The following is a 13,187-nucleotide window of genomic DNA, read 5'->3' on the forward strand; positions in this document are numbered from 1 at the left end:
AATTTCAAGATAGTCTATTAGATGAATTAATTCATCCAGAAGATTTGCCATTTTTAAAACATCATTTTGCTAACTGCCTTTTGCTAGAAGATGATAAATATTTAGAAACAGAGTATAGGATCAAAAATATTGCTGGTCAATGGCATTGGCTACACGATAAAAACACTGTCTTTGCGCGTAATTCAAGTGGCGCAGTTACGCAAATTTTAGGTATTGCCCAAGATGTAACTCAAACTAAACAAGTTCAGTTACAGACTCAAGAATTAAACGAAAAATTAGCCGAACAAATTAAAAATTTAAAAATCCGCGATCATGCCAGAATCAAACTAGCTCAATTAAATGGATTTGTTCAAGCCTGTACTAGCTTGGAGGAAGTAGAACACATTATTGCCGATTTGTTACAGCCTCTGTTTCCTCATACTGCTGGTGTAGTTTATCTTATGAGTAATAGTAAACATACCTTGGAGGCGATCGCAACTTGGGGAGAGAGCAAGAGTGAGAGTAATTTTGAGCCTAAAGAATGCTGGGCAATAAGAAGAGGAACTATTCATGTCTCTCATCCTCAGTCTCCAAAATTATATTGTTCTCATGTAAATAAAGAAGCGCAGTTGAACCCTTGTTTGTGTTTACCCATGATTGCCAAGGGAGAAACTATTGGAATGCTGCACCTCAGCTTTGATAATCGAGAAATTATTGCTCAAGCAATTCAAGATTTAGCCGAAACTGTGGCACAAAATTTGGCAATGTCTTGTGCTAATTTACAATTGCTACAAAAGCTAAAATATCAAAGCTTGCGCGATCCTCTGACTAATTTATATAATCGTCGCTATTTACTAGAGTTTCTCAAAAAAGAAATCGATCGCGCCCATCGCCAGCAACATTCTATTGGCTTAATGATGCTTGATATAGATCATTTTAAACATTTTAATGATGTCTATGGTCATAGCGCTGGAGATCTGGTACTAGCTCAAGTAGGTAGTTATCTTTTATCAGCAATTCGCCGATACGATGTTGCTTGTCGTTATGGTGGAGAAGAATTAGTGATTCTTATGCCCGATGCTTTAATAGAAAATATTATTCTTTGTGCAGAAAGAATTAGAGCAGGAGTCAACAGCCTTAAACTAGAGTATGAAGGTCAACAGTTAGATTTAATCAGTGTTTCAATTGGTGTAGCTTGTTTTCCCGATGATAGTAGCAATGCAGAACAACTAATCAAGGCTGCCGACAAAGCTCTCTATAATGCCAAAGAGGCGGGTAGAAATTGTGTGAAACGATATGAGTGATTATTGATCGCTAAGACGATAGACTTCTTCTGCTACTCTTTTTAAGCGTTTTAATTGAGCTTGCATATCTCTTTTAGTTAAGCTTGCTGCAAAATTATTAAAGCCCCAGCTAACTAAAGGATTAGGAATTTCAAATTCAAAACGATTGAGCAGAAAAGTACCGTCTTTGGTAGGTTGACATTCCCAGCGATCGCGCCCCTTAAAAAAGCCGTCAAACTCCCAGACAATTAAACCTGGTTCTCTTTGTGCTACAACACTCCTTAAGCTAGGCTGTAGCACAGGAATTTTGAGCGTAAAACGGCTGAGACTGCCTACTTGAGTATTCCAAATCCCAATTGGTTTGCATTCCACTAAAGGATTTAGCCAACGATGCATGAGCTTTAAATCCGTTAAGCATTCTTCTGTAATCACTGAACTTGCTTTAATCTGAATAGATTGTTCAAAAACTTGTGGCGACATAAATTTTTTCGTAACGATAAAAAGTTAAACAGAAAAACATGAATTGTAAAGCTTGATTTAAATAAAATGCAATCTTAATACTATCTTCATTTTAAAATTAGAGAATACAATACAACTCTTGCGGGTAGTATGATTAGCCATAGCTTAAAATTATAATATCAAGTAAAATATTAAGTTTTAACTAGGCAGATTTAACTAAAAAAGAGCTAATTTTGTGAATTTTTGCAGCATTAGCAATTTAATTTGGCATAATTATCGCAGAAAAGTATATTTGCTTGTGAATAACAAGGCATCTGTATTGTTTCCCGCTAATATTAATGCGGAAATGACTAGATGAATTAAGACTAAAGAACATGACACAATTAATTAGTAATATCTCGTCACTAGATCCGTTGCTGTTGGGGCAGTCAAGGCAATTCGATCAAATCATATCTCCACTAGGAATTAACCTGGGAGAGTCGGTGCTGGGTTTACTCAAGGCGATCGCTATTTTTGTTGTTGGTTGGATTATTGCCGCCGTCATCAAAGGCATTATCAAAAAGATCCTCAACAGCACCAACATAGATAATAGAATTGCTGCTGCCGTCACAGGACAGAGGGGGGGAGAATCTTTCCCCATCGAAAGCTGGATTGCCACTGCGGTCTTTTGGATCATTATGCTGTTTGTTATTATAGCCGCACTAAATGCGCTACAGTTACAGGCGGTGTCCGCTCCTCTCAACACTCTGCTAGATCAAATTACTGGCTTTATACCGAAATTTATCGGTGCTGCTGTCTTGCTGGGTATTGCCTGGGTAGTGGCGACGATAGTTAAAACTATTGTCACCAGAGGATTAGGCGCATTAAATATTGAGCAGCGCATGGGTCTAACTACCACCGATACAGGAGATTTTTCCTTAACCGATACTTTAGGCAATGCCTTGTATTGGTTTATCTTCCTGCTATTTTTACCCGCAGTCCTCAATGCTTTACAGCTTAATGGAACTCTAGAGCCAATTCAAGCAATGCTCAATGAAATTTTGGCATTGCTACCTAATATCTTAGGTGCCGTAATTATCGCGGCTGTATTTTGGTTTGTAGCCAATATAGTTAAACGTATTGTTAGTAATCTATTAGCAGCAACTGGGATAGATAATATTGGCAGGAAAGCTGGCTTAGGTGCAGGGGGAAGAGGACAATCTTTATCCTCTATTATTGGCACTGTCGTTTTTGTGCTAATTTTGATTCCTGGGTTGATTTCCGCTTTAGAACAGCTACAAATCAATGCTATCTCCGCACCAGCTACAGACATGTTGAATCAGGTCTTAGACCTACTGCCCAAAATATTTGCAGCAGGAGTAGTTCTGGCTTTCTTCTATTTTGTAGGACAGTTTGTCTCAGATTTTGTTACCAGTATTCTGACTAATATTGGATTTAATAACCTGTTGCAGTGGTTGGGTATCTCATCGACAACTCCTGGAACAAGCGCTATTCCCAGAACTACGTCTCCAGATGAACCGATTGATTTAGGCTTAGGTACAGAACAGCCCACTATGATTCAAACTGAACCTACAATGGGTTCAAAAACTCCGTCAGAGTTAGTCGGTTTACTCTGCTTGGTAGGAATTATGCTGGTAGCTACTCTTACCGCAGTGGATATCTTAGGTATTCCTGCCTTAGAAGATGTCTTCCGTATTATTTTAGCGATCGCTGGTCAAGTTTTAATTGGCGTAGTCGTTTTTGCGATCGGTTTATATTTAGCTAATTTAGCTTATAATCTCATCCTGTCGTCAGGCACTTCTCAATCCCGCTTGTTGGCTCAGTCAGCACGAGTGGCAATTATTGCCTTGGTTGGCGCAATGGCTCTTAATCGTATGGGTATTGCACCTAATATCGTCAATCTAGCCTTTGGCTTGATTCTTGGTGGTATTGCCGTGGCGATCGCTCTAGCCTTTGGCTTAGGTGGTCGAGAAGTTGCCCGAGAAGAATTAAAATCTTGGGTTAGTTCTTTTAAATCAAAATAAAGCTTCAAGTTCAGCAATAATTGCTCAACTTTAGATTTAAACTATAAACTTCCAGTAAATAAATACTGGAAGTTTTTTTAGGTCTAATTTTTAACTACTACCTACTACCTACGAGCCGATCACCCTAATTGTCCTAATCTAACTTTGTACGACTATACTTCACATTCCATCCGAGCAAATGTAATAGCATCAAAGCCAAAAGCCAGCATAATTGGCATGGGAGATAGAAATAAACAGCTAGTGAATATAGCAGTAACACTAACTATTGCAGCAGAATACAGCCATTTTTTTTCGTTATTAGTCAAGCCTTTTTCGCTTTTAATTAGCCTCATAACTTTCTGAGGAATAGGTTCTGGCATGACGCAGTTGGGAGGAAACGCCCAATAATGATTGTAACGTTCCATAAATACGTCTGTCCAACCGTTGCGATCGCACCATTCTTGAATCCATTCGTCTTGAAAGTGTTGCATAAGATTTTATTAAGTAATTAACTCGCTTGATAATTCTCTTAAAAACTATGATTTAGTAAATACTTTAATATCAGTAAATTAATCTGTATTCATCAACATTAGCAAAAGTCTTATTATTTTTAAATAGCTTGCCTTTATTACTTAACAAACCTTAAATGTACAATTATTACTTGATTAATAGCGATAAGTATAATTGCTTAAAAGGGATTTTGGGCTTTTGAATTACTTAATATATCTTGATTCTTTCGCCTATCAATTAATTACTTGATAATCTACAATTGCCAAAAGAAATTAGCTTTAGACTACTTAATAATCTTTAAATTTTGTTTCAGTGCAGATAAAATTTAGCTTCATATCCCAAGGATCTTTTGTTAGTTGAACCTCGTCAGCGAAGTCAAACAATATGCCGATAGTGGCAATATTCAAATTGTGATTGGTTTTACCAGTTCGAAAGAGATCGCGACTTAACAAACGATCATAAAAACCACCGCCATAACCCAGGCGATAACCTTGAGCATCACAGGCTACAGTGGGAACTAAAATTAAGTCGGCTGTGGCTGGATCGACTATGGTTGAATTCTCATGGGGTTCTTGAATACCGTATTTTCCTATCTTTAATTCTGTTCCAGGTTGCCAGCAGTGCCAGACTAAAGACTTACCAACACAACGAGGAAAAGCCCAGTTTTTATCCAAACTGAATAAGGGAGCAAGATCTGGCTCTTGACGAATACTAAAATATGCCAAGATCGTCTGCGCCTCTTGAAAAAGAGTAATTGATTTAAGGCGATCGCAAATTTGGTTACTTTTTACTTGCCATTCTGCGAGGGATAGTAACTGTCTTTGTTGTAGAATTTCTCGTCGCAAAGCGGATTTATCTAACGATGGCATCAATCAAAGCTGTTTTATAGCTGCTTGGTCATCTTGATCATTTTGACATGAGGAATCCCCGCTTCGTTAAATTGTTCGCCAACTATTTCAAATCCTAGTTGTTGATACAACTGGGCAATGTACGCTTGAGCATGAACTATAGCTAAAGATTTACCCCGTTGAGTAATAGTGGATAAAGCTGATCTCATTAAATGTTTTCCAATACCCTGCTTTCGATAATCAGGTAATACAGCTAATCGCTCTATCTTGATTGTATCGCCATCAATTTCTCTGATTCTCGCTGTCGCTATTGCTTGACCATTAATATAAGCTAAAAAGTGAGTAGCACTAGGATCTAAACCGTCAAACTCCAACTCGGCTGCTACTCCCTGTTCTTCCTGAAATACCTTGGTTCTAATCTGATTAATCATAACCATATAGTCTTGATACTCAACAGTTTCTATTTTTAGTGAGTCCATTTTGCTGAAAAGCCTAGATTTCAAAATATTATTTTAAATTGTCATGCTCAGTTAAAATTTTCTCGACCCTTGCTTCTTGAATTTTAGAAGTTAGTTTTTTTGACTCATGAAGATCTCTTTGAGTTTTAGTGAGGCTCACGGTTGAACCAACAGTAAATGCTAAACCCATCCCCATAAAACCTTTAATCCATGAATTTGCTGGCAAATATAGAATACCCAGGGAAGTAGCAGAAATAGATATGATGAAAGATAGCCAAGTTTGAGCTATCCAGGCAGAACTATGATCTTGATTTACTGTTTTAGTCATCAGCTTGATTTCTCATGAATACATGCTAGTTACCAAACATCTTAGATAAGTTTGCTGCGTAGAAATACAACTAGATGACGGTTGTTTGACTGGATCTAAGATCGATTTGAACTATTAGTATTTAACACAGTAAGCGATCGCTTAAGCTCAAGTAGAATAGCTAAAAACTTGACTAGCCGTAAGTTGCAGTTGAGTCAACAGTTGAGAATTGATCGAGTCATCATCTTGATCAATATTTTCTTGGTAAAGTCCGTTATCCAATAACAGTACTGTTATTTTGCTTTCTTGAGGATCGACAATCCAGTACTCAGCTATTCCTCTGGCTTCGTATTCCAATCTTTTATAGCGATAATCCCGATCTCGATTAGCTTTTCCAGAAGACACTACCTCTACAACTAAAGCGGGGGGAAGCATATCAATGTTGATTGTACTGCGTTGATTATTGTAGAGATCGTTGGCTAAATTTTCTGTAAGCACCATTAAATCTGGTAAACGAACCGTTGCTCTACTGCCACTAACTACAATCTCAGTATCTTTACAGCGAAGAAGACGAGGAGAAACAAACTAAGCAAAAATTAGCAGTAACTTAATGGCAATTTCGGCATTTTGCGGACTTTCAGGAGGCATCTCGATTAAATTCCCTGAAACCAACTCATAATGTTTTTCAGCAGTGTTTGACCGCGCCAAATATGCTTTTAGAGTTAGTAGTTCGGTAGCAGCCATTTTGGAAAAAGTTAATTTCTCTTGATTTTAGCAAGTTTATAACTCATCGGGATAACCATAACTTGCGGGTTGGGGTATCCTACCTAACTAGGTGGTTAGCTTATCGTTACAATTAATTTAAATCAAATCAATTGTACAGAGAAAATTACAAATTAAAGTAGCCTTGCTATAGATAAGTGCCGATTTGATACCTAATTATCCTTAGCTATGGCTCAAATCAATATATTTTTTATTAAATTAATTAGTCAGATTACTAAATATCAATTATAGATTTTATTCCTTAAATTAAGAGAGAAGTGACTCAAATGCAACCAAACAATCCTCAAAAGTTTACCGAAAAAGCCTGGCAAGCGATCGCCAATACCCAAGATATCGCCAAACAAAATCAACATCAGCAGGTAGAAACTGAACACCTGTTTAAGTCTCTAATCACCGAAGAGGGATTAGCCAGCAGTATTTTTAATAAGGCTGACGTGAGCGTTCAATCTTTACGCCAAAGAGTTGATCAGTTTATTAATCAACAACCGAAGGTTAGTAGCTCGAACAATAGTGTGTTTTTAGGACGCAGTTTAGATACTCTATTAGATAGTGCAGAGAAATATCGCACCGAGTTTGGTGACGATTATATTTCGATTGAGCATCTTGTCTTAGCCTTTACTAAAGACGATCGCTTTGGACGCAAGCTAATGCAAGAGGTTGGCTTAACTGAAAACAAATTAAAGGATATTATTAAACAGGTGCGCGGAAAGCAAACAGTAACCGACCAAAATCCCGAAGGTAAATATCAGGCTTTAGAAAAGTATGGGCGAGAGTTAACTCAACTGGCGCGGGAGGGAAAGTTAGACCCCGTGATTGGTCGAGATGAAGAAATCCGTCGGACAATTCAGATCTTGTCCCGTCGTACAAAAAACAACCCTGTTTTAATTGGTGAACCAGGGGTGGGTAAAACAGCGATCGTTGAAGGATTAGCTCAACGGATTATTAACCGTGATGTGCCTGAATCTCTGCGCGATCGCCAAGTGGTAGCCTTAGATATGGGTGCTTTGATTGCTGGGGCAAAATTGCGCGGTGAGTTTGAAGAACGGCTTAAAGCTGTACTCAAAGAAGTTACTGAGTCGCAGGGTAATATTATCCTGTTTGTGGACGAGATCCATACTGTTGTTGGTGCGGGTGCAGCACAAGGTTCGATGGATGCAGGAAACATCCTCAAGCCGATGCTAGCTAGGGGTGAATTACGCTGTATTGGCGCGACTACCCTAGATGAATACCGTAAGTATATTGAGAAGGATGCAGCTTTAGAAAGGCGCTTCCAGTCAGTATTGGTTGGCGAACCCAACGTTGTGGATACGATCTCGATTCTACGCGGACTCAAAGAGCGCTATGAAGGACACCACGGGGTATCGATTACCGATACCGCTTTAGTCGCTGCTGCAACATTATCTAACCGCTATATCAGCGATCGCTTTTTACCCGATAAGGCGATCGACCTAGTAGATGAAGCAGCAGCCAAACTCAAGATGGAGATTACTTCTAAACCTGAAGAGTTGGATGAAGTCGATCGCAAAATTCTTCAGCTAGAAATGGAAAGATTATCCATTGCCAAAGATGACGATTCTATTTCTCGTGAAAGACTGGAAAAGCTAGAAAAAGAACTGGCGGACTTAAAAGAAGAGCAATCAGAAATAAATGCTCAATGGCAGTCAGAAAAAGAAGTAATTGACCAAATTCGTACTTATAAAGAAGAAATCAACGCAGTAAACCTGGAAATAGAGCAAGCAGAACGAGATTATGACCTCAATCGCGCAGCAGAACTCCGCTATGGCAAACTAACCAAGCTACAGCAGGATATAGCAGAAATTGAGCAAAAATTAGCGGAAAGACAAACTACAGGCAACTCTCTGTTACGAGAAGAAGTCTTAGAGTCAGATATTGCGGAAATTATCGCTAAATGGACAGGAATTCCGCTTAAAAAACTAATCGAGTCAGAGAAATCAAAGCTACTAAACCTAGAAGCTGAACTGCACGAACGAGTTATCGGACAGGAAGAAGCCGTGACTGCGGTAGCCGATTCCATTCAGCGATCGCGCGCTGGACTCGCCGATCCTAACCGTCCCACTGCTAGCTTTATTTTTCTCGGCCCAACTGGAGTTGGTAAAACTGAACTAGCAAAAGCCTTGGCGCAAGCTTTGTTTGATACCGAACAAGCCATGATTCGGATCGACATGTCAGAGTATATGGAAAAACATGCCGTATCTCGTTTGGTTGGTGCGCCTCCTGGATATGTCGGTTATGACGAAGGTGGACAGTTGACTGAAGCCATCCGCCGTCGCCCCTATTCGGTAATTCTGTTTGACGAGATTGAAAAAGCTCATCCCGATGTCTTTAACCTGATGCTGCAAGTCTTAGATGACGGTAGACTGACTGATTCTCAGGGTCGTACCGTAGACTTTACCAATACCATTATTATCATGACCAGTAATATTGGTTCTCAATACATCCTCGATGTATCGGGAGATGATACTCAGTATGAAGAAATGCGATCGCGAGTTATGGCAGCTATGCGGGATAGTTTCCGTCCTGAATTTCTCAATCGAATCGACGAGATTATTATTTTCCATGCCTTAGTTAAAGACCAACTGCGTCATATTGTTCAGATTCAGGTCAAGGGCTTAGAACAGCGTCTTGATGACCAAAAACTAGCGCTGAAAATTGCCGATGCAGGATTAGATTATCTTGCTGATTTAGGTTACGACCCCGTATACGGCGCAAGACCACTCAAGCGCGCAATTTCTCGATATTTAGAAACTGCGATCGCAAAATCAATCTTGCGCGGGGAATATCAACCAGGAGACACCATCTTTGTTGATGTTGAAGACGAAAGATTAGTCTTTAAAAAGTTATCAGCCGAAATATTGGCTAAATAGTAAGCAAGAACACAATAAATTAATTGAGGTGGGTTGTCTAACGACCCACCTTTTTGGTATCTTCTCCTCTTTGCAAATAATCTTGAGCAATCTTGACAATCCTCATGGATGCTTGTCCATCACCAAAAGGATTAATCGCTGTTGCCATCTGATTATAAACATGGTCGTTTTCCAGCAATTCAGCAGTAGCATCAACAATGCTTTGAGGATTAGTACCAATTAATTTAGCCGTCCCTGCTTCAACTGCTTCTGGTCTTTCGGTCGTTTCTCTCAAGACTAAAACAGGTTTGCCTAAACTGGGGGCTTCTTCCTGTAATCCGCCCGAATCAGTCAACAATAAATGACAGCGAGCGATCGCGCCAACTAGTTCGCTATAGTCTAATGGTTCTGTTAAAAATACCCTGGGGCGATCGCCTAATGCTGCCTTAATTGGCTCGCGGACGGTAGGATTACGATGCAGTGGCAGCAGTAAAGCTGTATCGGGAAAACGAGCCAAAATCGTCTTAAATCCCTGCAAAATATCTGCCAGAGGTTTACCCCAGTTTTCACGACGATGAACCGTAGCTAACAACACTCGATATTTTGACCAATCTAAATTGGCTACCTCACATTGAGGCTTATTTTTCGCTACGGTCAATAAAGTATCAATCACCGTATTTCCTGTATGATGAATTTCGCCCGTCACTCCAGACTTGTGCAGATTTTTAACGGCTAGTTCAGTCGGGGCAAAATGTAGTTGGGCAATTTGTGAAATTAAGCGACGGTTGGCTTCTTCAGGATAAGGATTATAAAGATTATCAGTACGTAAGCCTGCTTCAACATGAGCGATCGCAATCTGATGATAAAAAGCAGCTAAAGCAGCAGCAAAGGCAGTTGTGGTGTCACCCTGAACAAAAATCAACTGGGGTCTAATCTGCGTAAAAATTTCTGCCAAACCCCGTAAACTATCACAGGTGATGCTACTTAAAGTTTGCTGGGGCTTCATAATCCCCAAATCAAAATCTGCTTTGAGGTCAAATAGCTCCATAACCCGATCTACCATTTCTCGGTGTTGCCCCGTCAAAATTAGATGAGTTTTAATTTGATTCAGATTAAGCTGTTCGATCACTGGAGCGAGCTTAATTGCCTCGGGGCGAGTCCCCAAAATTACCCCGACAGAAATTGGTTTAGTCATAATTCCTCAACGCAACAACAAAACTAATCATGCTTCTTGACAGTAAAAAACCCAGTATACTCTGGGCTTTTTAAGTTAGTATGAGCGAGTCATTAATTATTGAGCGCATTAATCGTTGGGGATTCGATTTGACACTCTTGAGTAATAAGTAATTAACGCCTTAGGTAAATTACCTTTGTTTAAAACTTATTAGTTCGTAGCTGTAAGCTTTCAAAACTCAAACAATAAAGTTCCTCAATATTATTTAAAGTCATTTGATCAATTAATTGAGACTTTAAAAACTATTATTCATAATGGTTTAACCTATCTCAAAAGTAATTTTAATTCACACCCAGAGCAATTAATTAAAGAATAGGCGTTAAACCAGTTATGTTGATTTTTTATTGATTGATAATATCAAATTGGCAGGTTAATGGACACGAAGCGTATACAGGGGTATTAATTAAATCTTTATGACCGTGCAGCCAGTTTAGCCAGCTTACCTCTTCAGGATTAACTCCTTTCAATGCCAAAGCCGCAGCCCCAATCACGACAATCGCCACATTGAGACTCAGAATACTTCCTGTCACGAGTAAAACTGCGCTAGCAGGTAGAACTGTTTGTAAAATAATCGTCGCTAAAAGACCAACTGTAACTACTAAAGCTCCCACGGGAAACCCTACTACTAGAAGACAGACTGTTAGTGTAAAACTCCAAATCAAAAAGCTTCTGGTTAAACCAACATAATTATTCTTTCGGGTAGTTTCCATAGTTTTAAAATTCCTTAAACATAAACAACAACGAAGTTAAGATGCAACTTTGAGTCGACTTTATTTCTCTTGAATAAACTAAGTATAAGAAGGTCTCATCATAAAAATACATTTTAAAAATATATTTTTACATTTAGCAACACATAAACTTAATCATTAATCATCACTCTTTATTTTTAATTTCCTAAATTTCTATCGATCCCCATGGCTTTGAGGCAAATTTTGGCTCTTTTGGTAAAAATGATTGTTTTTACCATAATACTTTTGTTCTTATTAGATTTATATTTCGAGAAGAGTCTTCTGAAGAAAATGAGTATAAATACTTAGGATTAAAATAACTAAAGTTCAGCTTGAAGATTCAAATAAATTAATCAACTAAGAGTCAAAGAACTATATTTTTGTATGGCAATAGTAATGCAACATTATGAACTATTAAATAATGGCAATTATCATAATTCAAGTATCATTTTTTACTGTTTTAATAATTTAAACTGCTTCATTGACTTAGTACAAAACTTAATAAATTTAACAAGAGAAATTAAAACCATTAACTCAAGGTTGAGATTGTTAGAAACCTAGGAGGCTTGGGCATACTAACTTAAATAAAAACAATAGAATTACACACAATAAAAATGAATCAAAAAGTAGATAAATCATCTCGACCACTGCCACCACCACCACCATCAACAATTGGTAGAACTAGCAATTCATTGCCTGAAACACCAGGAAAGTCGGAAAATGATGCTGTTAAATCGCCAGTATCAGTACCAGGCAACAAGCCACAAAGGTCTTCTGGTCAACCTACTTTGGCATATATCATCAAACAAGCCTACGACAAAGGGTACTCAGATGTTCACGTGGGAGTGGGAGAAGTTCCGCGAATGCGCGATCGCGGAGAGATGGCGTTAACAGAATATCCCCAAACCGATCGCAATACTTTTATGAGTTGGCTACACGAGATTTTGAGCGATCGCGAAGTAGAACAATTCAAGCGAGAACTTGAATTTGATGGGGCAACTCAGTATGAGTTTGCCAGGGTGAGGATTAACGTTTTTGACACTTTGCGAGGGCCTGCATTAGTAATGCGTTTGATTCCCTTGAAAATTTTGACGATGGAACAATTGGGTTTACCCCCAGTTTTTAAAGATATTTCTGATCAGCACAAGGGTCTAATTCTAGTCACAGGGCCGACTGGTTCAGGTAAATCGACGACCATGGCAGCAATGGTGGACTATATTAACAGCGAACATGCCAAGCATATTATTACCATCGAAGATCCAATTGAATTTGTACATCGTAGTAAACGCTGTTTAATTAAACAACGAGAAGTCGGCATCAATACACACAAGTTCGATCATGCCCTCAAAGCAGCATTACGGGAAGACCCTGATATTATCTTAATTGGGGAGATGCGCGATCGCGAAACAGTCAACACGGCGCTCAAGGCAGCCCAAACAGGTCACTTAGTTATGGGAACGTTGCACACCAACAGTGCGGTTAAAACTATCGAAAGGATTTTAACCCTCTATACTGCTGAAGAACAGGATGCAATGCGCGTGGCAATTTCTGAATCCCTAGTGGCTGTGATTTCCCAGGGATTATGCCGTACCACTGATGGCAAGCGAGCTGCGTATCATGACATCATGGTCAATACAGAAACTGTCAAAGAATATATCAAACAGGGTAAATATGATGAGATTCACAATCTCATGTTGGATGGAGAATATGACGGTATGATTACTACCAATC

General features: G+C 39.0%; 13 protein-coding genes. 4 read left to right on the plus strand and 9 right to left on the minus strand.

The genetic code is table 11. From position 1 onward, the window contains the following. Positions 1 to 1,283: diguanylate cyclase (locus tag C7B62_RS20605; protein WP_146132154.1), on the plus strand; the 1,283-nt coding region annotated here is incomplete at its 5' end. On the opposite strand, the gene C7B62_RS20610 is transcribed toward C7B62_RS20605, so the two are convergent. Further along, on the minus strand, positions 1,284 to 1,742 hold the full coding sequence (locus C7B62_RS20610) for an SRPBCC family protein (protein WP_106241645.1): 459 nt from the start codon (positions 1,740 to 1,742) through the stop codon (positions 1,284 to 1,286). It lies immediately after the preceding gene. 353 nt (positions 1,743 to 2,095) lie between these two features. On the opposite strand from C7B62_RS20610, the gene C7B62_RS20615 reads away from it, so the two are divergent. Further along, positions 2,096 to 3,745 carry a mechanosensitive ion channel gene (locus C7B62_RS20615; protein ID WP_106241649.1) on the plus strand — a complete coding sequence of 550 codons (1,650 nt, stop codon included), beginning with the start codon at positions 2,096 to 2,098 and terminating at the stop codon, positions 3,743 to 3,745. A gap of 152 nt (positions 3,746 to 3,897) precedes the next feature. Here the strand turns inward: C7B62_RS20615 and C7B62_RS20620 are convergent, their stop codons facing one another. From C7B62_RS20620 to C7B62_RS27250, 6 genes are all read right to left on the minus strand, one after another. Continuing rightward, the gene (locus tag C7B62_RS20620) at positions 3,898 to 4,215 is read right to left on the minus strand and encodes a hypothetical protein (protein WP_106241652.1); all 318 of its coding nucleotides are present in this window, start codon (positions 4,213 to 4,215) and stop codon (positions 3,898 to 3,900) included. Between the two features lie 306 nt (positions 4,216 to 4,521). Then, a complete protein-coding gene (locus C7B62_RS20625) occupies positions 4,522 to 5,103 on the minus strand; it encodes a 5-formyltetrahydrofolate cyclo-ligase (RefSeq protein WP_106241654.1) in 582 nt (193 codons plus the stop codon). A gap of 14 nt (positions 5,104 to 5,117) precedes the next feature. Beyond that, complete coding sequence (locus C7B62_RS20630) at positions 5,118 to 5,561, minus strand: GNAT family N-acetyltransferase (protein ID WP_106241657.1); 444 nt, start codon at positions 5,559 to 5,561, stop codon at positions 5,118 to 5,120. Between the two features lie 28 nt (positions 5,562 to 5,589). Continuing rightward, positions 5,590 to 5,868: a YiaA/YiaB family inner membrane protein gene (locus C7B62_RS20635; protein ID WP_106241660.1), complete on the minus strand. Its 279-nt coding sequence runs from the start codon at positions 5,866 to 5,868 to the stop codon at positions 5,590 to 5,592. 147 nt (positions 5,869 to 6,015) lie between these two features. Further along, positions 6,016 to 6,393, minus strand: a complete 378-nt coding sequence (locus C7B62_RS26670) for a Uma2 family endonuclease (RefSeq protein ID WP_370304103.1) — start codon at positions 6,391 to 6,393, stop codon at positions 6,016 to 6,018. A 39-nt stretch (positions 6,394 to 6,432) separates the two neighbouring features. Next, positions 6,433 to 6,591: a Uma2 family endonuclease gene (locus tag C7B62_RS27250; RefSeq protein WP_199194301.1), complete on the minus strand. Its 159-nt coding sequence runs from the start codon at positions 6,589 to 6,591 to the stop codon at positions 6,433 to 6,435. Between the two features lie 305 nt (positions 6,592 to 6,896). On the opposite strand from C7B62_RS27250, the gene clpB reads away from it, so the two are divergent. Next, entirely contained in the window at positions 6,897 to 9,515 is a 2,619-nt protein-coding gene (gene clpB, locus C7B62_RS20645; protein ID WP_106241663.1) for an ATP-dependent chaperone ClpB, read from the plus strand. Positions 9,516 to 9,552: 37 nt separating this feature from the next. Here the strand turns inward: clpB and wecB are convergent, their stop codons facing one another. Together wecB and C7B62_RS20655 are read right to left on the minus strand one after the other, a co-directional pair. Then, positions 9,553 to 10,689, minus strand: coding sequence for a non-hydrolyzing UDP-N-acetylglucosamine 2-epimerase (wecB, locus tag C7B62_RS20650; RefSeq protein ID WP_106241667.1), 1,137 nt, complete (start codon positions 10,687 to 10,689; stop codon positions 9,553 to 9,555). Positions 10,690 to 11,069: 380 nt separating this feature from the next. Next, complete coding sequence (locus C7B62_RS20655) at positions 11,070 to 11,438, minus strand: hypothetical protein (RefSeq protein WP_106241670.1); 369 nt, start codon at positions 11,436 to 11,438, stop codon at positions 11,070 to 11,072. A 632-nt stretch (positions 11,439 to 12,070) separates the two neighbouring features. Between C7B62_RS20655 and C7B62_RS20660 the strand changes: the two genes are divergently transcribed. Beyond that, a partial coding sequence (locus tag C7B62_RS20660) for a type IV pilus twitching motility protein PilT (RefSeq protein WP_106241674.1) occupies positions 12,071 to 13,187 on the plus strand: 1,117 nt, incomplete at its 3' end.

The sequence above is a fragment of the Pleurocapsa sp. CCALA 161 genome (assembly GCF_003003995.1).
Lineage (GTDB): Bacteria > Cyanobacteriota > Cyanobacteriia > Cyanobacteriales > Xenococcaceae > Waterburya.

What these genes read in the sequence shown, in the direction of transcription:
- C7B62_RS20655 (WP_106241670.1), bottom strand. Translation starts at nt 11,438, where the DNA reads ATGGAAACTACCCGAAAGAATAATTATGTTGGTTTAACCAGAAGCTTT.
- C7B62_RS20620 (WP_106241652.1), bottom strand. Translation starts at nt 4,215, where the DNA reads ATGCAACACTTTCAAGACGAATGGATTCAAGAATGGTGCGATCGCAAC.
- C7B62_RS20610 (WP_106241645.1), bottom strand. Translation starts at nt 1,742, where the DNA reads ATGTCGCCACAAGTTTTTGAACAATCTATTCAGATTAAAGCAAGTTCA.
- wecB (WP_106241667.1), bottom strand. Translation starts at nt 10,689, where the DNA reads ATGACTAAACCAATTTCTGTCGGGGTAATTTTGGGGACTCGCCCCGAG.
- clpB (WP_106241663.1), top strand. Translation starts at nt 6,897, where the DNA reads ATGCAACCAAACAATCCTCAAAAGTTTACCGAAAAAGCCTGGCAAGCG.
- C7B62_RS20625 (WP_106241654.1), bottom strand. Translation starts at nt 5,103, where the DNA reads ATGCCATCGTTAGATAAATCCGCTTTGCGACGAGAAATTCTACAACAA.
- C7B62_RS20630 (WP_106241657.1), bottom strand. Translation starts at nt 5,561, where the DNA reads ATGGACTCACTAAAAATAGAAACTGTTGAGTATCAAGACTATATGGTT.
- C7B62_RS27250 (WP_199194301.1), bottom strand. Translation starts at nt 6,591, where the DNA reads ATGGCTGCTACCGAACTACTAACTCTAAAAGCATATTTGGCGCGGTCA.
- C7B62_RS20615 (WP_106241649.1), top strand. Translation starts at nt 2,096, where the DNA reads ATGACACAATTAATTAGTAATATCTCGTCACTAGATCCGTTGCTGTTG.
- C7B62_RS20635 (WP_106241660.1), bottom strand. Translation starts at nt 5,868, where the DNA reads ATGACTAAAACAGTAAATCAAGATCATAGTTCTGCCTGGATAGCTCAA.